This window comes from Flavobacterium sp. PS2 (genome assembly GCF_046250155.1).
In the GTDB taxonomy this organism is placed as follows: domain Bacteria; phylum Bacteroidota; class Bacteroidia; order Flavobacteriales; family Flavobacteriaceae; genus Flavobacterium.
Map to the genome: position 1 here is coordinate 1,411,090 of NZ_CP176426.1, position 21,352 is coordinate 1,432,441.

16 protein-coding genes are annotated in these 21,352 nt (G+C 33.8%); 7 read left to right on the forward strand and 9 right to left on the reverse strand.

The window, feature by feature from the left end; genetic code table 11:
- Positions 1-47 precede the first annotated feature (47 nt).
- Positions 48-1,016 (forward strand): App1 family protein, encoded by a 969-nt coding sequence (locus ACJ6WR_RS05995; protein WP_039111486.1) that lies wholly within the window; start codon positions 48-50, stop codon positions 1,014-1,016.
- Between the two features lie 135 nt (positions 1,017-1,151).
- On the opposite strand, the gene ACJ6WR_RS06000 is transcribed toward ACJ6WR_RS05995, so the two are convergent.
- Positions 1,152-3,065, reverse strand: a complete 1,914-nt coding sequence (locus ACJ6WR_RS06000) for an ABC-F family ATP-binding cassette domain-containing protein (protein ID WP_039111487.1) — start codon at positions 3,063-3,065, stop codon at positions 1,152-1,154.
- A 430-nt stretch (positions 3,066-3,495) separates the two neighbouring features.
- Between ACJ6WR_RS06000 and ACJ6WR_RS06005 the strand changes: the two genes are divergently transcribed.
- The gene (locus ACJ6WR_RS06005; RefSeq protein ID WP_039118733.1) at positions 3,496-3,882 is read left to right on the forward strand and encodes a DUF983 domain-containing protein; all 387 of its coding nucleotides are present in this window, start codon (positions 3,496-3,498) and stop codon (positions 3,880-3,882) included.
- Between the two features lie 139 nt (positions 3,883-4,021).
- On the opposite strand, the gene ACJ6WR_RS06010 is transcribed toward ACJ6WR_RS06005, so the two are convergent.
- The 8 genes from ACJ6WR_RS06010 to ACJ6WR_RS06045 all read right to left on the reverse strand — a co-directional run bounded on the left by ACJ6WR_RS06010 (position 4,022) and on the right by ACJ6WR_RS06045 (position 14,874).
- Positions 4,022-5,074, reverse strand: a complete 1,053-nt coding sequence (locus tag ACJ6WR_RS06010; protein ID WP_409417326.1) for an NAD(P)/FAD-dependent oxidoreductase — start codon at positions 5,072-5,074, stop codon at positions 4,022-4,024.
- 99 nt (positions 5,075-5,173) lie between these two features.
- Positions 5,174-6,163: a gliding motility protein GldN gene (gene gldN / locus ACJ6WR_RS06015; protein WP_039118764.1), complete on the reverse strand. Its 990-nt coding sequence runs from the start codon at positions 6,161-6,163 to the stop codon at positions 5,174-5,176.
- A 49-nt stretch (positions 6,164-6,212) separates the two neighbouring features.
- Positions 6,213-7,751 carry a gliding motility protein GldM gene (gene gldM / locus ACJ6WR_RS06020; protein ID WP_409417327.1) on the reverse strand — a complete coding sequence of 513 codons (1,539 nt, stop codon included), beginning with the start codon at positions 7,749-7,751 and terminating at the stop codon, positions 6,213-6,215.
- A gap of 48 nt (positions 7,752-7,799) precedes the next feature.
- The gene (gene gldL, locus ACJ6WR_RS06025) at positions 7,800-8,447 is read right to left on the reverse strand and encodes a gliding motility protein GldL (protein WP_035623274.1); all 648 of its coding nucleotides are present in this window, start codon (positions 8,445-8,447) and stop codon (positions 7,800-7,802) included.
- A 67-nt stretch (positions 8,448-8,514) separates the two neighbouring features.
- The gene (gldK, locus tag ACJ6WR_RS06030; RefSeq protein ID WP_039111490.1) at positions 8,515-9,924 is read right to left on the reverse strand and encodes a gliding motility lipoprotein GldK; all 1,410 of its coding nucleotides are present in this window, start codon (positions 9,922-9,924) and stop codon (positions 8,515-8,517) included.
- Positions 9,925-10,189: 265 nt separating this feature from the next.
- Positions 10,190-11,341 carry a formimidoylglutamase gene (locus ACJ6WR_RS06035; protein WP_409417328.1) on the reverse strand — a complete coding sequence of 384 codons (1,152 nt, stop codon included), beginning with the start codon at positions 11,339-11,341 and terminating at the stop codon, positions 10,190-10,192.
- Positions 11,342-11,344: 3 nt separating this feature from the next.
- Entirely contained in the window at positions 11,345-13,864 is a 2,520-nt protein-coding gene (gene topA, locus ACJ6WR_RS06040; protein ID WP_409417329.1) for a type I DNA topoisomerase, read from the reverse strand.
- 236 nt (positions 13,865-14,100) lie between these two features.
- Positions 14,101-14,874 (reverse strand): DeoR/GlpR family DNA-binding transcription regulator, encoded by a 774-nt coding sequence (locus ACJ6WR_RS06045; protein WP_409417330.1) that lies wholly within the window; start codon positions 14,872-14,874, stop codon positions 14,101-14,103.
- A gap of 154 nt (positions 14,875-15,028) precedes the next feature.
- Between ACJ6WR_RS06045 and ACJ6WR_RS06050 the strand changes: the two genes are divergently transcribed.
- The 5 genes from ACJ6WR_RS06050 (at position 15,029) to miaB (ending at position 21,325) form a co-directional block, all read left to right on the forward strand.
- Entirely contained in the window at positions 15,029-16,618 is a 1,590-nt protein-coding gene (locus ACJ6WR_RS06050) for a glycerol-3-phosphate dehydrogenase/oxidase (protein WP_039111494.1), read from the forward strand.
- A 15-nt stretch (positions 16,619-16,633) separates the two neighbouring features.
- Positions 16,634-18,130, forward strand: a complete 1,497-nt coding sequence (gene glpK / locus ACJ6WR_RS06055) for a glycerol kinase GlpK (RefSeq protein WP_409417331.1) — start codon at positions 16,634-16,636, stop codon at positions 18,128-18,130.
- Positions 18,131-18,155: 25 nt separating this feature from the next.
- On the forward strand, positions 18,156-18,884 hold the full coding sequence (locus tag ACJ6WR_RS06060; protein ID WP_039118725.1) for an MIP/aquaporin family protein: 729 nt from the start codon (positions 18,156-18,158) through the stop codon (positions 18,882-18,884).
- A 24-nt stretch (positions 18,885-18,908) separates the two neighbouring features.
- Positions 18,909-19,703 carry a hypothetical protein gene (locus ACJ6WR_RS06065; protein WP_409417332.1) on the forward strand — a complete coding sequence of 265 codons (795 nt, stop codon included), beginning with the start codon at positions 18,909-18,911 and terminating at the stop codon, positions 19,701-19,703.
- Positions 19,704-19,879: 176 nt separating this feature from the next.
- Entirely contained in the window at positions 19,880-21,325 is a 1,446-nt protein-coding gene (gene miaB, locus ACJ6WR_RS06070) for a tRNA (N6-isopentenyl adenosine(37)-C2)-methylthiotransferase MiaB (protein ID WP_039118722.1), read from the forward strand.
- Positions 21,326-21,352: the final 27 nt, after the last annotated feature.

A 21,352-nucleotide genomic window follows, 5' to 3' on the forward strand; every position in this document is an offset into this window, starting at 1 on the left:
ATTTATTCAAAAGTAATTACACAAGTTATCCCAAAAGTAAGCAATTAATGAAACCTATTTTAAAATTATATCGCGGTTATGCCAATGATCAGGAACTAATTGTTATGGGACACGTTTTTAAACCATCGACTGCCAATGATTATGATTTTCAAAAGCGAAGTTTTAAAAATGCCACTTCTGTTCTTAAACTTTTCCAGATAAAAACAATCCCAAATTACGATGTTTATTTAAAACATGGAGAGAACCAAATTCATACCAAAACGCTCGATGATGGTTTTTTTAAATTCTGCATTCCTTTAAAAGAGGAAACAGGTTTTGGATGGATGAATTACCAAGTTAGCATTTCTCATAAAAACGAAACAATATCCTGTGCCAGCACTTTTATAAGACCTCATGAAGGAAATCTTGGGATTATATCAGATATTGATGATACTTTTTTGGTTTCGCACACACATAATTTCTTCAGGAAATTATATATTTTATTGTTTAGAAACGTAAATGATCGCAAAATATTTGATGAAGTTGTACCGCATTATCAAGCATTAAGTTCTGCAGGAAGAAACAACAAAGAAGAGAAAAATGCTTTTTTTTACATCTCGAGTAGCGAGTGGAATTTATATAGTTTTATTGTTCGTTTTACCAAAATACATGAACTACCAAGAGCCGTAATTTTATTAAAGGATATTAAAACCGGAATTGCCGACTTTTTTATGAGTGGCAGAGGAAACCATGACCATAAGTTTGATAAAATCAAACACGTCCTAGAGTTTTACCCAAACCTAAAATATGTTTTACTAGGTGATGATTCTCAACACGATCCAATGTTATATGAAAGAATTTGCAAAATATTTCCTGTAACGGTAAAAGCGGTTTATATAAGGCAAACTGGTAAAAACAAAAAAGAATCAACGAAAGCAATCCTTAAAAATTTAGAAAACCTTGAGGTTTCTGTTTGCTATTTTAAACACAGCAGCGAAGCCATTGAGCATTCTAAAAAGATTGGAATTATAATGTAACTGTGAAAGGTATTTTGAAAATGTGAAATGTCAGCTGAAACTGAAAAACCTTTGTCAAAATTCGAAAACTTTGACAAAGGTTTATAGATAATATTCTTATTTTCAAAAAAATAAAAACTGAGACTAAAAACTGTATTATGCGTTGAAATTATCAATCTCCTCTTGAACTACTTCCCAGTCTGATAATAATTGATCCAAATCTTTTTTCTTTTTATTGTATGCCATAAAGAAAGAAGCGTCTTCGATGTGTTTATCATAATTAGAAGCCAACATTTTATCGTCATGCTGAATATCTTTTTCTAATTGTTTGATTTGACTTTCGACTTTACTCAAGCGATTTTGTAATGCTTTCGTTTTCTTCTGATCTTCGTAAGAAGTTTTATTACTTTCTTTAGGAGCAGCAGCTTTTACAGCATCTTTTTTCTCAACTTCACGCATATTTTCCATATTACGTTGCTCTAAGAAATAGTTAATGTCTCCTAAATATTCTTTTATCTTCTGATCTTTAAATTCGTAAACCAAATTAGACATTCCCTGAAGGAAATCTCTATCGTGAGAAACAAGTAACAAAGTTCCTCCAAATTTTTGAAGTGCCGCTTTTAATACATTCTTAGATTTTATATCCAAGTGATTGGTAGGCTCATCCATTAGCAAAACGTTTATAGGTTGCAATAACAACTTACATAACGCCAAACGGTTTCTTTCTCCTCCTGAAAGGACTTTTACTTTTTTCTCTACATCATCTCCACGGAACAAGAATGAACCCAACATATCACGAACTTTTGATCTATTGGTATCCATTGCAGCATCTTCCATTGTTTGCAACAATGTGATTTCTCCGTCTAGGTATTCAGCTTGATTTTGAGCAAAATAACCTAACTGTACATTATGTCCTAATTTTATGCTTCCTTGATATTCGAACTCATCAACTATAGCTTTGATAAAAGTTGATTTTCCTTGTCCGTTTTGTCCAACAAAAGCAATTTTGCTTCCGCGTTCCACTAACAGGTTTATGTCTTTAAGAATAACTTTATCTCCGTATGCTTTTGTAACATTATCCGCTTCGACTACTACTCTACCTGGTTCTTTAGAAACGGGGAAAGAAATATTCATTACCGAATTATCATCTTCGTCAACCTCGATACGCTCTACTTTATCTAATTTCTTGATAAGCGATTGCGCCATAGAAGCTTTAGAAGCTTTTGCACGGAATTTCTCGATTAGTTTTTCTGTTTCTTCTATTTTTTTGGCTTGATTCTTTTGCGTAGCCAATTGTTTTTCACGAATTTCATGACGCAATTCTAAGTACTGAGAATATGGTTTATTAAAATCATATGCTTTACCTAATGAAATTTCAATAGTTCTGTTGGTTACATTATCCAGGAACATTTTATCGTGTGATACAATTACCACTACTCCAGGATAATTACGCAAGAAACTCTCTAACCAAATGATACTCTCGATATCCAAGTGATTCGTAGGCTCATCCAGCAACAATACATCATTAGCTTGTAATAATAATTTAGCTAACTCGATACGCATTCTCCAACCTCCAGAAAAAGTTTCTGTTTGGTTATTAAATACTTCTCTTTTAAAACCTAATCCTAAAAGAATTTTCTCTGTATCTCCTACATAGTTATAACCTCCTAATAGCTCAAAACGATGAGTATAATCAGATAAATCTTCGATAATCTGACTGTATTCTTCGCTTTCATAATCGGTTCTGGTTACCAATTGATGATTAATATGTTCTAATTTTTTCTCAACGACTTTAATATCCGTAAAGGCTTCGTAGGCTTCTTCTAATACTGTTCTTCCTTGTTCAAAATCGATATCTTGACGTAAGAAACCCATTCGAACTTCTTTTTCTGTTGCGATTTGTCCAGAATCTGGTTTAAAATCTCCTGCAAGAATTTTTAGCATTGTTGATTTTCCAGCACCATTTTTTCCTACAAGACCTACTCGGTCTCCAGCACCTAAACGAAAAGTAACTTCTTCAAACAAATAAGTACCTCCAAAAGAAACTGATAAATTATGTATATTAAGCATTTATTATTGTTATTATAAACTAATTGATTGTTTAAATTTATATCTCTAGTTTGACTAGAAATTTAATTTTTGCAGACATTAAAAATACCTTTCTATGAATAACAAAATATTTCTTTAAGCTTACTAAAACTTTAAATATTTTATTTAATCAACCTCTAATCAGTATTTTTCATTCTTGTTTTTCTAAAACATATTGCAATTTATATTGCCTTTTACTTATAATTTTAAAAATGCAAAGGTAGTGAAAAGGAATGTATTATGCTATAAAGATAAAAAGGCTGTTTGGGGATATTAAGAATTGAAAATTGTTAATGTGATGACCAATGATTATCTTTGGGATAAATTCATCATTTTTATTTAAAAAACAACTGCATAATTTCTCTTCGAAGTATTTACATCGCAGTTTATACATTACAAAAACTTACTCAAAATGTTCAAAAAAGGATCTAAACTAAATAGTATTTTAAAAGGAACTTGTCCTAAATGTCAAAACGAAAGTATGTATGAAGACAAGAACCCGCTACATTTAACCAAAGTTTTAAAAATGAATGAATCTTGCAGTCATTGTGGTCTTAAATACCAGATTGAACCTTCCTTTTTTTACGGAGCAATGTATGTAAGTTACGGATTAAATGTAGCATTAGGAATTGCTGCTTTTATCATATCCTACGTTTTCCTAAACTCTAGTATCGAAGCTTCTTTTATAGCAATTGTAGTAACACTTGTTGTATTATTTCCATTTGTATTAAGATGGTCGAGAAACATTTACATCAATATGTTTGTTTCTTACGACCCAACCACTAATATCAAAAAATAGAGATTATACTAGATAGCTTGAATTAAAAGTATAAGTTAATTATAAAAAAAACAACCATATAACTTCATTTAAGAAAATACTAAAACTTATATTTCCTTAAATGACTTATATCGTTTAAACAGTTTATACATATAACAATTTACCTGTTTCTCTTTCTGTAAAATCGTTCGATATTTATTTCGGTATCCAAAGGAATTTCATTTTCTATATTTTCGAATAAAGCTTCAGCCATTGCTGGTCCCAACATTACTCCTCGCGTACCTAATCCGTTAAGGATATGTAACGTTTTATGTGCATTATGCGTTCCTACCAGTGGTCTTCTATCTTGTACTGTAGGACGAACACCAGCAAAATGCTCAACGATTTCAAACTCGCAGGTAATTATTTCGCGAATGCGTTCTAGGAGTTCTTGCTTTGCCTCCTCCGTAGGTAAATCGGTTTTATCTTTCCAATTATATGTTGCCCCAACTTTAAACAAATCATTTCCTAAAGGCAGGATAAACACACTTGTATTTACAATAACGTCTAAATTTAAACCTACTGCTTTAATAATAAATAGTTCTCCTTTGGTTCCATCCAGAGGCAAATCATTAAAGAATGGGTTCTTATGCAACCCAAATCCTTCTGCAAAAATAATATGACGCGCTTGTATGTTTTTATATTGAATTCCTGAATCTAAAAATTCAATCTGACTATAATCAAACGATTCTTCTAACAGCAAATTATTCGCAAGTAAATATTCTCTATACTTTTCTAATAATAAAGCCGTATCGACATAACCTGTGTGCAAAACTTCGCCATAATCGTATGGAGAATCTATACTGTTATATTTTCTGTTAACTAATTTGGTAGACAAGAAAGGTGCTAAGTTCTTTTTATCTGAAGCACTAAACCAATTATTTTGCTCTTCTATCGAGAAAAACTTTCTTAAAATAGGTAGCTGGAAATTGAATTTTGTAGCAAGTTTATTTTCAATATCTGCATAAAAAGAATCCATTAAAACAAGTTGTTGTTGCGCTTGCCATACTTCACTAAATCTTTTTAAAATTACGGGATTATACAAACCTCCTGCTATTTTTGATGAGTTTTGCGATTTATCATCTACTACCAAAATAGATTTATTATGCGACAATGCTTTTTCTGAAAAAGAAATTCCTGCTAAACCTGAACCAATAATTAAATAGTCAATCATGAAAAAATAAATTAAACTGTTACCGCCAACAAACATAAATGAAAAAACTCTTACCAAAAAATGGTAAGAGTTTTTTATATTAAAGAAGGAAATTAAATTTTAGTAATTCCACATATCTGATTCGAAATTTCTAATTTTCTCTTTCACTCTCTCAGACTCCAATAATTGGTTCTGAGCGTTATCCTTCATGTATTCTTCTATAGCTCTATCTCCGTAAACGTTTTCTTCTTTATAGATTGTACTATTAAAACGTCTAGAGTTTAAGATTTGATCAAAAGAAATTGGCATTGCAGAGTTCTTATCATTAAAGGCTTTAGCCTCATGTAAGACACCTCTAGCATCTGGGAAGAATACCCAGAACAATTCAATATAATCTTTTTCTTCACTATTAATAGTGTAAACATCTGGAGTAACAGGACAAATTCCTAAAAGACGATACTTCAATTCACTTTGACGTTTGTCAAAATACCAATATCCTTTAATTTTATATTCTGTAACATCTTGAGCTGTTAAATCCGTTTTCAAGATATATTCAGAAGATATAGTTTTAGATGCAGGAACAGTTACAGTTTCTGAAGTTGTTACTTTGTTTTTTCCTTTACCAGTTGTCTTCTTTTTTTCGATTGTTTGCGTAACATACGCATTCGGATCTTGATTCAATTGTTCTCTACCAGCATCAGTTGTATCGATACGAGATAAAGAAGATTGAATGTCTTTCATAGACTTTTTGGTATTGAAATAACTATCAGTATAAACTTCAGTAATTTTACCATTTTTAATTGCCTTTGTCAAAACATCGTACATAGAACGTCTGTCCGAACCGATATTTGCAGTATCAATTGGGAAATACATAGAAAAGTTGATTTTTTCATTTAAATCAATGATTTCCCAAACAGTTTTCCCCATCAAAACGTCTCTATCATGTACATAACCATAAGCTAATGGTTTGTCATTATCAGAAACAAGTTGTGCTGGAGTTTTTAAACCAATTTCAGCTGGTGTTTTTGCATTAAGCAAATTCGACTGTGCAAATGTGGTATAACTCCCTGCAATAGAGATAATAGCTATTAAAAAATTTCTTACATTCATCATGGTATCAGTATAATATTGAAGTAGTTTTACTTTATAGATCTACTTATTATTGTATTTCATAAATTACTGGAGCGGTTCTAGGCAATAAATAACTTCCTGCTCCAACAAGTTTAGTTTTAATCTCAGAAATAGTAACTTGGTCTCCTCTACCTGCTTTTGAAAGAACTGATTTACATTGTGCATTTAATCTATTACCAGAAACTACAACTGTAGGTTGTCCAGTAACTTTTAAATTAAATCCAACAACATCTAATCCAACTTCGAAATCAAAATCAACTAATTTAGCTCCAATTGTAGCAATCTCTAAATTCGATTTAGGTCCTTTTACAACACCCATTTCTCCTCTAATTGTTCCAGTTGGCCCAGGAATACCTTTAATTCTAAAAGTTTTCTTGTCAGAAACTGTAGAACCATTTGGCAATGTACCTGTAACAGTAATTGTAGTTTCAGTACCTGTACTTGGACTCATGTTATATTTACCTGGTTTACCAGCAGAAGATAATCCTGGAGCAGTTGCAACAACTTTATTATCAGCAACACCCGCAAATGAAACTGAAATTGGGTTAACAACTCCTCTGTAAACTACATTCATTTTGTCTGCAGAAATAGTTGCAGAGTTTGGTTTTGGTACTACAACATATTTACCTTCAAATTTAAGTGGAATGTTTTTTCCATCTTCTAAGAATGTAAATTGTCCGTTAATACTTTGTTCTCCAATTCCACCAGCAGTCATCGAAATAACAGCTTGTCCATTTTCAATTTTACCTGGACCTGAGAATGAAGTAGGAGTTGTGTTTTCGTCATAACGACCTAAAACAACTTTACCTGTAACAGTTTCTCCTTGAAAGTAAGCACTTTTATCAAGTACTACAATCGCTTTATAGTTGTTATAAGAAGCTGCAGCTACTGCCGCTTTTCCTAAAGCTGAACTATAAACATCAGATTCTACTTTTTTAACATCACTCTGCCAAGCAGATAATTTTGCAACTGAAGCAACAGCTGGAAAACCTTTAAAGTTATAAGCTAAAAATTTATCTTTTAAACCTTCTTTGTTTTTAACGTCAGAAGTATTAAATTTATTATCAATCTCAGCTACAATTGCACTATATTTTTTATCGCTCAATACAGATTTCATATCTGCTCTATACTGATTGATTTTTGCAACGATTTCGTCGCCTTTTTTAGTATAACCTTCACCTGTAAACCAGTTGTCGATATTATCACCTTTGTCCATAGACTCGTAAGGTAATTTTCCAGTTTCTTTATCTTTTTCGAATCCTTTTAATACATCACCTTTTAAAGTTCCGATGTATGTATAAAAATCTTTAGATATTGCTGCCACTTTGTGAGCTGTTTGAGCAGCTGCTTCAAATTCTCCTTTGGCCTCAGCAGCTTTCTGGTCTAATGACATCAACATTTGCTCATTAGTCATATTAGCAGACTCGTTTGCACTTTCAAATTTTTCATTCATTAAGCCAAAAGCAGATAAAACTTCTTTTGACATATTCATTGCTAACATCGCGATAAAAACCAGATACATCAGGTTTATCATCTTCTGTCTAGGGGTTAATTTTCCTCCTGCCATATTTTCTAAATAATTAGTTTTTTATTAATAATAATTGTTTTTAACTAATTATCCTTTATTATTCATAGCCGAAAGCATACCACCATATACATTGTTTAAAGAAGCAATATTTGCAGTCATAGATTGCATTTGCTCTTTTAACTTACCTGCATTTTCAGCGATTTCTTTGTTTGCTTCTGCGTTTCTTGAAGCACTTTCTAATTGAACTTTATATAAACTATTTAATGATTCCATTTGTGCAGCTGCAGTAGATAACTCTTCGCTGTATTTTTTAGTAGAAGCAATTGAATCAACAGTTGGAGCAATTCCTTTAGCAGCAGATTCAAAGTTTTTGATACTGTTACCTAAGCTTGACATTAACTCACCGTCAATTTTAGCTTCTTTAAGCATAACGTCTAATTTTTGAGATAATAGACCTTGTGCATCAGATGGGGTTTCAACTTTTGCAGCTTTAGTTTTTGCTTGACCATTAGCCAATTCTGGATAAACTAAAGTCCAGTCTAATTCTTCGTCAACTGGTTCAAAAGCAGATAAAGCAAAGATTAATGCCTCTGTTACTAATCCGATTGAAAGCATCAAGGTTCCTGTTAACGGTCCGATTTCAAAGTGGGTAATTTTGAATAAAGCTCCAATAATTACTACTGCTGCTCCCATACCGTAAGCGAAGTTCATCGCTTTTTTACTTAATAATGCCATAATTTTGTTTGTTTGTTTTAGGTTTTAAAAATAAGGATTTGGTTATTGTTTTAATTGTACTCTCTAATTATAATTTACTCTTTTTATTCCCGGTCACTTGCGTTCCCATGTAATCTTGAACTGTTCTAAAACCAATAAAACTTCTTGCTGAATCTGCGTATTCAAAATCTCTGGTACTTACTTGTAGGAAATAAGCAACATCTTTCCATGAACCTCCACGAACTACTTTACGCTTGTTTGAACCATCTTGAACATTAGGATTCATAGTAGAAACATATTCGTAAGCATTTGGGCTATATGAAGAATCTGTCCACTCGGCAACGTTACCTGCCATATTGTATAAATTGTATCCGTTTGGATCGTATGATTTTGCTTCTACAGTGTACAAAGCATTATCTGCAGCATAATCTCCTCTACTTGGCTTGAAGTTAGCCATAAAACAACCTCTATCACTCATGATATAAGGACCTCCCCAAGGGTAAGTAGCAGACTCCAGACCTCCTCTAGCAGCATACTCCCATTCTGCCTCTGTAGGCAATCTGAAAGAATTCACTAAATCATGACCTTTCTTTTTAGATTTTATGTAAGTATTTTTGTTTAATGTTCTCCAAGCACAGAATGCTTTTGCCTGAGTCCATTGTACTCCTACAACTGGATAATCTCCGTATGCCTTATGCCAGAAATAGTCATTATGCATTGGCTCATTATATGAGTAAGTAAAATCTTTAATCCAAACTGTTGTATCTGGGTAAACTTTAACTTCTTCTGTCTTAACGAAATCTTTTCTCTTTCCAACTTTAGCTTTAGCTGCAGCCTGAATATCCATCCAAGAATATCTAAATTTCAATTTATTAACATCAATAGTTCTTAAACCATTATATGACTCTTCTATAGGAATATACATAGAATCCATTACCTCTGTATAATACTCATCTGGATATGCTTGAGTACCTTTAGCTAACTTTACTTTTCTATTTAATTTTCTTCCTGCATAAGGATCATCAGCAGTACCGATACTATAGTAATTGTCATACATATATTTATCGTAAGCTGTCATTTTTTCTGGATCAGAATCATTAAAAGCATAATCTCCTATGCTTCCGCCTTTTTTACCTTTAGCATCTGTTCCGCCACCTGGCTTTTGTCCCATTTCATCTGCCATAATTGCCAAACGAACTCTCATTGTTGAGTCTTTTACCCACTCCACAAATTGACGGTATTCACTATTTGTTATCTCTGTTTCATCCATATAAAAAGAACGAACGGTAACCGTTTTTGTTGGTGCATCTTCTACTTGAGCTAAGTCATCATCTGACTTACCCATAATGAACGACCCACCTGGAACTAAAGTCATTCCATAAGGCTTTTCAGGATACCATTTCCCACCTTTAACACCTACCAATTCTCCTTTGTCACTTGACCTACCACAACTAATCATTAGTGTTAAAAATGCCGCAAATGCAATAAACTTCTTCATATATATTTGGATTATCTATTCATTATTATAAGTCCGTAAACCTATTTATTATTTTCTTAAAAAACAATAGCTTTTTGTGTAATTTATTTCACGGTTCAAAAATAAAGTTAAAAAAAATAAAAAAAAAATATTTAGTCGATAAACTGTCATTAAAAATCGACATAAAACGTTAAATTTTAGTATTTATAAATCTATTCCTACTAATAAAATCAGAAACAATCATTTCAAAAAACCCTTAAATACTGTTACCTTATTACGAAAACGATTACACAGTATTTTTACGTTGTGCTTTCCACCATCTTTCAGGTAATTCCTGATTACAAGCAGTCAAATATTCGTCATACGAACATGATAACAACGTATTTCTCTTCAATTTATTACTTCCGTCAGAAATAAAAGGAATTTCTATCCACCAACGGTCAGTTTTGTCGCTTTTATAAAAAACAAGCTCTTCTTCTTCTAATGGAACTATGTATTTTAAATAGTTTTTTCGGCTACCATATGGATACTCATTAGAACGATAATGATACCCTTCGATAAAATACCAAACGATCTGCGCCATTAAAGGAGCTTCTTGCGATGTATTATTATGATTAAAAAGTCCAAAAGCAGACACTTTATCACTAATACCGGCATATCGAGCAAGCGAACAAATCTCTTTCCCATTAAACCCATTAGGCTCAAAAGTGATGATATTTCCTGAATCGGCAGATTTTATTGAATTTAAATCAAAACTCACTAAATCAGCATCTCTAAAAACTGGCTCAGCAAGCGCAATTTTATTCGAAACCTCTCCTAATCGATACGCATCAAAAAACAATTTTTCGATTAAATCAATCTCTTCTTGCGAGTTGTAATAAGTTTGATAACCTATGTTACAATAATTAAATAGATTGTTTGGCTCATCAACTATAATCTTGGTTAAATATGAAGTTGCTGAAGAATCTTCACTTTCTTTTCCAAAATCAAATTTATTATCTACAGCAACCAAATTAACCATTTGCTCTAAATCATCGTAAGCACGATACAAAGCATAGGTTAAATCCTGAGATCCACCTATAATTATAGGTACAACTCTGTTTTTTATTAAGGCTGCAGTTATTTTTTTTAAAAGATAATAGGTATCATCTATTGAATTTCCTGGTAAAATATCCCCTAAATCAGCAATAGTCATATCCCAGTTTCCAGGAAACATACTATATAGCTTTTTACGAAAAGGATTTAAGTTTACATCGCTAATCGCAGAAGTATCTCCGCGATTATCTAAAACTCCAATTATAGCAATATTTACTTTTGCTAAATCTGGAAACTGTTCTTTTGTATGTAAAACTATTTTACTTCCCAATTCTTGAGAAGACAATGTATCAATGTAGTTTAGAATTTCTTCGGCAACTGGTTGTAGAAAATCAAATTCCATTCTTTATTTCTTTTTAGCTACTGTTTTTTTAGCCACTGCTTTCTTAGCAGCAGGTGCTTTCTTTGCAGCTGTCTTTTTTACTGGGGTTTTCTTAGCAATCATTTCCTGAACTTCGGCCAACGTTAATTTTGTAGCGTCAACATCTTTACTAAGTTCAATTTTAATTTTACCTTTAGTAATAACCGAACGTCCCCAACGTGCTTTTTCAACAAGAATACCTTCTTCTTCCCAGTTATGAAGTACTTTATCAATATTTTTTTGAAGTTTATCTTCTATCAGCGCTTCAATATCTGATTGTGATAAATTATCAAAATTGTATTTTTTGCTTACGTTAATAAACAATCCATTCCATTTGATAAAAGGTCCAAAACGACCTACTCCTTTTTGCACTCCTTCTCCTTTATATACAGCAATAGGCGCATCAGCAAGTGCTTTTTCATCTATTAACTCCTGAGCTCTTGTAATTGTTACATCCAGAGGATCTTCTCCTTTTGGCAATGAGATAAAAACACTTCCGTGACGAACATATGGTCCATAACGACCATTACTTACCTCTACTTCTTCTCCTTTGTATTCTCCTAAGTTTTTAGGCAATAAAAACAAATTCAAAGCTTCTTCCAGCGTTATATTTCCGATATTCTGATCTGCCATTAAACTGGCGAATTTTTTATCTTCATCATCCGGCTCTCCAATTTGTGCCATTGGTCCAAACTTTCCTAAACGAACAGAAACTGGTCTTCCTGAAACTGGATCTTTTCCTAAGATTCTTTCTCCACTTTCTCTCTCAGCATTAGCCTCGACATCTTTTACATTTGGATGGAATTTATCATAAAACTCCTTCATCATTTGTGCCCAATCGATGTTTCCTTCAGCAATTTCATCAAAATCCTGTTCTACTTTTGCTGTAAAGTTGTAATCTAATATTGTCCCAAAATTCTTAACCAGGAAGTCTGTAACGATTGTTCCGATATCAGTTGGAACTAACTTCCCTTTATCCGAACCTGTATTTTCTTTAAGCAACTTCTCTCCTACTTTGTTTGATTGCAAAGTAAGCTGAGTATAATTACGTTCCTGACCATCAAGGTTACCTTTTTCTACATAATTTCTATTGATGATTGTAGAAATCGTTGGTGCATAAGTCGAAGGACGACCAATACCAAGTTCCTCTAATTTCTTCACCAAAGAAGCTTCTGTATAACGTGCCGGTGGTCTTGAATATCTTTCGGTTGCTGTGATATAATTATTTAATAATTTCTCATTCACTTTCATTGCAGGCAACATTCCTTCTTGCTCTTCTTCGTCATCATCATGACCTTCAAGATAGACTTTTAAGAATCCTTCAAAAAGTAAAACTTCTCCAGATGCTGTAAAAATTTCGCTATGATTATTAGCTTCAATCTTCACATTAGTTCTTTCTAATTGTGCATCACTCATTTGCGAAGCCAATGTTCTTTTCCAAATCAAATCATACAAACGAGCTTGATCTCTGTCGATGTTCACTGTGTGACGCGACATATCAGTAGGACGAATAGCTTCGTGCGCTTCTTGCGCTCCTTTGCTTTTGTTTGTAAAAGTTCTTGGTTTTGAGAATTCTTTCCCGTACGATTTTATAATTTCAGCTTGTGCAGCATCCATTGCATCTTTAGAAAGATTAACGCTATCAGTTCTCATATAAGTAATAAGTCCTGCTTCGTATAGTCGTTGTGCTAGTTGCATTGTGATTCCAACTGGTAAATACAACTTTCTTGCTGCTTCTTGTTGCAATGTAGAAGTTGTAAATGGTGCTGTTGGTGATTTTTTGGTAGGTTTCGTTTCTAAATCCGATACCTTATATGAAGAACCAATATTTTTATTTAAAAAATCTTCGGCTTCTTTTTTTGTATTAAAATTTTTAGGCAGTTTAGCCTTAAATGTTTTTCCGCTTTCATTTGTAAACTCAGCTACAACAGAATACGATGCTACTGCATTAAAATTCTGAATTTCTCTTTCTCTCTCAACAATTAAACGAACTGAAACTGACTGAACACGTCCTGCAGATAAACCTCCTTTAATTTTTCTCCATAATACAGGAGATAATTCGTAACCAACCAACCTGTCTAATACACGACGCGCTTGTTGTGCGTTAACCAAATTATAATCTATCTCTCTAGGATTTTCAATCGCTTTTAGGATTGCTGATTTTGTGATTTCGTGAAAAACAATTCGCTTAGTTTTTTTAACATCAAGTTTTAATTCTTCCGCAAGATGCCATGAAATAGCCTCCCCCTCGCGGTCCTCATCACTTGCTAACCAAACCATTTCGGCATTCTTAGATAATGTTTTTAGTTTACTAACTAAAGCTTTTTTATCCGGAGAAACTTCATATTTAGGTTTAAAACCATTCTCTACATCCACACCGATTTCTTTTGAAGGCAAGTCGGCAATATGCCCATAACTTGACTCTACTTGAAAATCACTTCCCAAAAATTTCTCTATCGTTTTTGCCTTTGCAGGTGACTCAACTATTACTAAATTCTTTGCCATTACTCTATTTTTCTGGAACAAAAGTAGAAGTTTTTTTTAAATGAGAGTGCACCCAAATCGTTTTTTGAGAAAAATCTATTTTCGCAGCTGCTATTTTATACCTTAATATATAACAAAAATATTCTCGTTATTATGTATTCCTTTCCTTCAAAACAAAATAAAAATCAAAAACTTTATTACAAAAGCCTATCCAATAAATAACTACATTAAAAAAAGCCTGATTTACAAAATCAAAACTAAATTTTACCAGCAACAACTACATCAATACCCATTTCTTCGAGTTTCGTTTTAGTTTCAGCATCAATCCCGGCATCTGTAATCAGCACATCAATTTTACTTAAATCACAAATTTTACCAAAACCCCGAACATTCATTTTTGTCGAATCGGCTAAGACAATAACCTTCTCTGCAACCTCTATCATTGCTTGATTTAAATGTGCCTCTAAAGCATTTGATGTGCTTAAACCAAAATCTAAATGAAGACCATCTGTTCCTAAGAATAATTTATTGCAAGAAAACTGACTCAAAGTTGCTTCCGCAATTGGCCCCACAGCCGAAGTTGAACTGTTACGAATATCTCCTCCTAATTGTATTGTATCAATATTTGTTTCCTTACTAAGTTCTAAAGACACTTTTAATGAAGGCGTAAGTACCGTTAGTTTTTGAAATCCTTTTATAACGCGAGATAAATAATGAATATTCGATCCCGACCCTAATATAATATAATCGTGATTACATATATATTTTACCGCCTCTTCTGCTATTTGTTTTTTTTGTTCTACTTGTAGTCCTTCTTTATCATTAACATCTCTTTCAAAAGCATAAATAGGCTGCTTGCTCGCTCCTCCATGTGTACGATGCAACAGCTTTTGATTTTCTAAAAAAGTTAAGTCCTTTCGTATGGTTACGCTTGAAACATTAAGTGTTTCGCACAAATCAACCACATTCACATATCCCTTTTGATTTAATTCCTTAAGTATATCCTCTTGCCGTCTATTGATTATAGTCATAAGTCCTCTTTATTATTAAGATTTTCCAGAATCGAAAGATACAACAATTAAATAAAAAAATAAATTTCATTTTGTTTTATTTAGTTTCATTTAATTTCGTTATGTTTGTTATTCGAAAGTAAAACGACATAAAACACAACAAATAAGACATATAATGAAACGACTCGAACAATTAACAAAACTAAAACAAACACCTGAATGGGATGTAATCGTTATTGGTGGCGGAGCTAGCGGGCTAGGTACCGCACTCGATGCAGCTAGTAGAGGCTACAAAACAGTTTTAGTCGAAGCAATAGATTTTGCTAAAGGAACATCTAGCAGAAGTACAAAATTAGTTCATGGTGGTGTTCGCTACCTGGAACAAGGAGATATCTCTCTGGTAAGAGAAGCTTTAAAAGAAAGAGGTTTAATGGCTCAAAATGCAGCCCATCTAGTAAAAAACCAATCTTTTGTTATACCAAATTATAACTGGTGGGGTGGCTATTTTTACACTATCGGACTTACTATATATGACCTATTAGCTGGAAGACTGAGCCTAGGTAGATCTAAGTATATTTCGAAGAAAAAAACTATTGAACTACTTCCTACAATAGAACAAAAAGGCTTAGTCAGTGGTGTTATTTATCAAGACGGACAATTTGACGATTCTCGCTTGGCTATAAATATCGCACAGACTGCAGCAGAAAAAGGCGCATGTATTTTAAACTATGCCAAAGTTATGAATCTATTAAAAGACGACAACCATAAAGTTATCGGTGTACAAATAGTAGATCACGAATCTGGTGAGTGGTATGATATAAAAGGTAAAGCAGTTATTAATGCTACAGGTGTTTTTACTAATGCAATAATGAAACTAAACGACGCTGTATATAAAAAATACATCGTACCAAGTCAGGGAATTCATCTTGTATTCGACAAATCTTTCCTACCAAGCGACCACGCTTTAATGATTCCAAAAACTAGCGATGGAAGAGTATTATTTGCAGTGCCATGGCATGATAAAATAGTAGTAGGAACAACTGATACCCTAATTAAAAAGCATAGTCTAGAGCCTATTGCATTAGAATCAGAAATTGAATTTGTTTTAGAAACTGCACAAAGATTCCTTGCAAAAAAACCTACTCGTGCTGATGTTTTATCTGTTTTTGCAGGATTAAGACCATTGGCAGCGCCAGAGAAAGAAGGAACAAGCACTAAAGAAGTTTCAAGAAGTCATAAAATAATTGTTTCCGAAACCGGATTAATAACTATAACTGGTGGAAAATGGACTACTTATAGAAAAATTGCTGAAGACATCATAGACAAAGCAATCGTTGTACACCGCTTACCAAAAAAGGAATGTAAAACGGAACATATCGCAATTCACGGAAGTACGGAAACAAATTCTACAACCCGACAAAATCATTTATACATATATGGAACTGACATTCCTAAAATACTAGAATTACAAAATCAGGAACCTGAATTAAAAGAAAAACTACACCCTAATTACGACTACACTATGGCAGAAGTAGCCTGGGCAATTCGTCATGAAATGGCAAGAACGATAGACGATATTTTAGCAAGAAGAGTACGTTTATTATTTCTAGATGCTCATGCAGCCATTGCTTCATGCGAAAAAGTGGGACATTTATTAGCAAAAGAACTTGGTCATGACGAAACATGGGCACAAACCCAAATATCGCATTTCAAAACAATCGCTAACGGATTCATCTTATCAGATTTTCAAAAAAATCATCAGTAACAACATACATATATCATGCAGGACAAATTAATCTTAACACTAGACCAAGGAACAACTTCTTCCAGAGCCATCGTATTTAATCATGACGGAGAAATAGTAAGTATTTCTCAAAGACCTTTTGAACAGATATTTCCAAAACCAGGATGGGTAGAACATGACCCTAACGAAATTTGGTCATCTCAAATTAGCGTCGCTGCCGAAGTTATTGCAAAAGTGGGAATTTCTGGAAAAGAAATAGCCGCAATTGGAATCACCAATCAACGCGAGACAACAATTGTCTGGGACAGAGAAACTAGCGAACCTCTTTATAATGCTATCGTCTGGCAAGATCGCAGAACAGCAAAATATTGTGACGAATTAAAAGCAAAAGGTCATGCTGAAATGATCAAGAAAAAGACTGGATTATTATTAGATGCCTATTTTTCGGGGACTAAAATAAAATGGATTCTAGACAATGTCGAAGGGGCACGTGAAAAAGCAGAACAAGGAAAACTATGTTTCGGAACTGTAGACACGTGGCTGATCTGGAAACTTACTCGTGGCAAAATATTCATGACCGATGTCTCTAACGCAAGCAGAACTTTATTATTAAACATTCACACATTAGAATGGGATACTGAATTACTAGAATTATTCAACATCCCAAGAGCAATGTTACCCGAAGTAAAACAAAGTAGCGAAATATACGGAGAAACTAGTACAACATTATTTTCTACAAAAATTCCAATCTCAGGTGTAGCTGGTGACCAACAAGCAGCTCTTTTTGGACAATTATGTACAGACCCCGGAATGGTAAAAAATACTTACGGAACAGGTTGCTTCATGTTAATGAACACAGGAAATAAGGCTGTTTATTCTAAAAATAATTTACTTACCACAGTTGCTTGGAAAATAAATGGTAAAACAACGTATGCCCTAGAAGGAAGTGTATTTGTAGGCGGAGCCGCTGTACAATGGCTACGAGACGGCGCAAAAATGATCAACTCAGCCCAAGAAATCGAAACCTTAGCAGCAAGCGTACCAGACAATGGCGGTGTATATTTCGTTCCTGCTTTAACAGGTTTAGGCGCACCACATTGGGACCAATATGCCAGAGGTGCAATTTTAGGAATTACAAGAGGAACTACAAACGCACATATAGCACGTGCTACTTTAGAAGGAATCGCTTACCAAGTACTAGATTTAGCAACATCAATGGAAGCAGATTTTGGAAGAAAAGGAAAAGAACTAAGAGTAGATGGTGGTGCTGCCATTAATAACTTAATGATGCAATTTCAATCAGATATATTTGGCTTTAATGTAGTTAGACCTAAAACATTAGAAACAACAGCATTAGGCGCAGCATACCTGGCAGGATTAGCCGTAGGATACTGGAAAAACATAAGCGAATTACAAGAACAATGGCATATCGACAAAACTTTTACTCCAGAAATGCCTAAGGCAGAAGTTGACAAACTTGTAAAAAACTGGGATAAAGCTGTTGGACGTACTAAAAACTGGATTGAGGACTAAAATATGAATCATTAAAACTTAAAAGATGTCGCCATTTACTGCTGAAATCATAGGAACAATGCTAGTTATCTTACTTGGTAATGGTGTTGTTGCAAACGTAGTTCTTAAAGGAACAAAAGGAAATAACTCGGGATGGATTGTAATTACTACCGGTTGGGCATTTGCCGTTTTTGTAGGCGTAACAGTTGCAGGGCCAATTAGTGGTGCGCACTTAAACCCTGCCGTAACAATCGGACTAGCTCTTATTGGAAAATTTGCCTGGAGCCAAGTATCTTATTACATTATTGCTCAAATAATCGGAGCCATGTTAGGAGCATTCTTAGTCTGGCTATTTCATAAAGATCATTTTGCCATTACTGAGGACGAAGGTGGAAAACTTGCTTGTTTTAGCACAATACCAGCAATCAGAAATACCTTTTCTAATTTGATTAGTGAGATTATCGGGGCTTTCGTTCTTATTTTCGTAATCTTTTATATTGCAGGCCCTGAACTCAGCATCAGCACTGCTTCTGACGCTAAAATTGGACTTGGATCTATTGGTGCTTTACCCGTTGCTATTTTGGTATGGGCGATCGGATTGTCTTTAGGTGGCACTACAGGTTACGCTATTAATCCCGCAAGAGACTTAGGCCCGCGTATTATGCACACTCTTCTTCTTAAAGGAAGCAGCGACTGGAGCTATGCCTGGATCCCAATTCTTGGTCCAATTATAGGAGCATGTTTAGCAGCACTCTTATATATAGCAATGCTCTAGTATGGCTTTATAAATCAAAAAATCATGAAAAAAATATTATTTTTCTCTATAATCTCGATTATAGGGCTAGCTGGATACGCTCAAAAAAGAACAGTTCAAGATAGCATTTCTACTCCAATAGAAGACACAAAACCATCCCGTTTAGACTTTAACGTAGGTTTAGAAACTAGCCATTTATGGAGAGGACTCGTTATAAATGATGGTATGACTGCAACTGGAAACATCCATTATGCATTAAATGAAGGACGAAATTTTACCGTTGGAATTTGGGGAGGTGCTGGATTTGACGGGAAATATCGTGAGATAAACTATTATATTCAATATCAAAAAAATAACTTATCAATCGGATTATGGGATTTATTTAATACTACAGGAATTGAAAACCCAGAAGTTTTTAATTACAATAAACTAACCACTACTCACCTTATTGATTTAAGAACTTCGTATCGTTTTCCCGAGTCATTCCCCATTCGAATAGAAGCTGATATTTTACTTTACAGTGGGTTAAATGATAGAGAATTAGACAACAACAACAATGATTACAGAAGTAGATATTCAACTTACGTAGAATTAAGCTACCCAGTTATCCGAAATCAAAAAGTAAATCTAAATGTTTTTATGGGAGGAGCTTTTGCAATCGACGGGAAAAAATATCTGTACACAAATCAGGAAGAAAGCGCTTTTGGCATTGTAAACACGGGGATAAAAGTCTCCAAAGATATTTCGGTATTTAACTATAAATTACCTGTTTCGGCAACTGCAATGTGGAATCCTGCTAATAAAATTGCAAGAGTACAATTAGACGTCAATTTGTTCTAATCTCTGCATAGATTTTAATTTGTTAATCAAAGCTCTCTTTATCCTCAAAAGAGAGCTTTTTTTATTCAAATTTTAAAATAAAAAACAATGTTAAATCTTCATCTGACATCTTGTCACAATCATACAAATAATCGTACCTTTGCGACCTTATTAAAATACACTTTTGAAAGTGACTTATGGAAAAGATTATTGAAGAAAGCAAACAAGGTGAAAGTCTTGTTTTAGAACATAAACCTGAGAATACAAAAAAACTCTTTATAGAAAGCTACGGCTGTGCGATGAATTTTTCGGATAGCGAAATCGTTGCTTCAATTTTATCAGCAAATGGTTTTAACACAACTCAAAAGCTTGAAGAAGCCGATTTAGTTTTGGTAAACACCTGCTCTATCCGTGATAAAGCAGAGCAAACCATCCGTAAACGTTTAGAAAAATACAATGCTGTAAAGCGTATTAACCCTAAAATGAAAGTTGGTGTTTTGGGCTGTATGGCAGAACGTTTGAAAAGTCAGTTTCTAGAAGAAGAAAAAATCGTAGACCTTGTTGTTGGTCCAGATGCCTACAAAGATTTGCCTAATTTATTAAGTGAAGTTGAAGAAGGTCGTGATGCTATAAACGTGATTTTATCCAAAGATGAAACCTATGGTGATATCTCGCCCGTACGATTGATGAGCAACGGAATTACTGCTTTGGTTTCTATTACTCGTGGTTGTGATAATATGTGTACGTTTTGCGTAGTACCTTTTACCCGCGGACGTGAACGTAGTCGTGAACCTCAAAGTATTATGAATGAGATTCAGGATTTATGGGACAAAGGCTTTAAAGAAATCACACTTTTAGGTCAGAACGTAGATAGTTATTTATGGTATGGTGGCGGATTAAAAAAGGATTTTGATAATGCTACAGATATGCAAAAAGCTACTGCTGTAAACTTCGACCAATTACTAGAAATGGTAGCCGTTACTTTTCCTAAAATGCGTATTCGTTTCTCAACTTCGAATCCTCAAGATATGCACGAAAGTGTTTTACACATTATTGCAAAATATCCTAATATTTGTAAACACATACATTTACCGGTTCAGTCAGGAAGCAATAGAATCCTAAAAGAAATGAACCGTTTACATACACGTGAGGAATACATGACTTTGATTGATAAAATCAAAACCATAATCCCAAACAGTTCTATCTCACAAGATATGATTGCAGGTTTCCCAACAGAAACCGAGCAAGATCACCAAGACACTATGAGCTTAATGGAATACGTAAAATATAACTTTGGCTATATGTATTCCTATTCAGAACGCCCTGGGACTTTGGCCGGAAGAAAAATGGAAGATGATGTTACCGACGAAACCAAAGCAAGAAGATTACAAGAAATTGTCGATTTACAACAAAAACATGCTTGGTTACGCTCTGAAGAGTTTATCGGACAAACTGTAGAAGTTCTGGTTGAGAAAGTTTCAAAAAAATCGACTGAAGAATTCTCAGGAAGAAATTCACAAAGTATTACAGTGGTTTTCCCTAAAGAAGATTATAAGATAGGAGATTTTGTAAATGTAAAAATTACAAGTTGTACTAGTGGAACTTTAAAAGGTCAAGCTGTTGGATTGAGTAACATGAATTAGTTTTTTTTTGCCACAGATTAATTAGGA